This is a genomic window from Lysinibacillus mangiferihumi (assembly GCF_003049665.1).
Classification (GTDB): Bacteria; Bacillota; Bacilli; order Bacillales_A; family Planococcaceae; genus Lysinibacillus; species Lysinibacillus mangiferihumi.
In genome coordinates, this window is sequence record NZ_PYWM01000130.1 from 1 (window position 1) to 366 (window position 366).

The 366-nt window shown below is 44.3% G+C and carries 1 rRNA gene; it reads left to right on the forward strand.

Annotated features, from left to right (window positions below):
- Window positions 1–273: 273 nt before the first annotated feature.
- Window positions 274–366, forward strand: a 5S ribosomal RNA gene (gene rrf, locus C9J37_RS27925); the annotation flags it as partial.

A 366-nucleotide genomic window follows, 5' to 3' on the forward strand; every position in this document is an offset into this window, starting at 1 on the left:
GTGTGGTGACACATGGAGCTGACGAATACTAATCGATCGAGGACTTAACCAAAAAGTTTGAAACATTCAATGAACCGTTTATCCAGTTTTGAAAGAACAACTCTTTCATAAAAGGGTTTCAAGATACCATGTATATTGAAAGCCGTGAGAGCTTCAAGACACAAGTAGAACAAGGAAGCAAACGAGTGAATGAAGGAGCGTACCTTTGTACGTGACTGATTGAACGAGAGAAGCTGACACAGTAATACGCCGTGTATTGGAGGTCGAATAGAGTCTAGTGATGATGGCAAAGAGGTCACACCCGTTCCCATACCGAACACGGAAGTTAAGCTCTTTAGCGCCGATGGTAGTTGGGGGCTTCCCCCT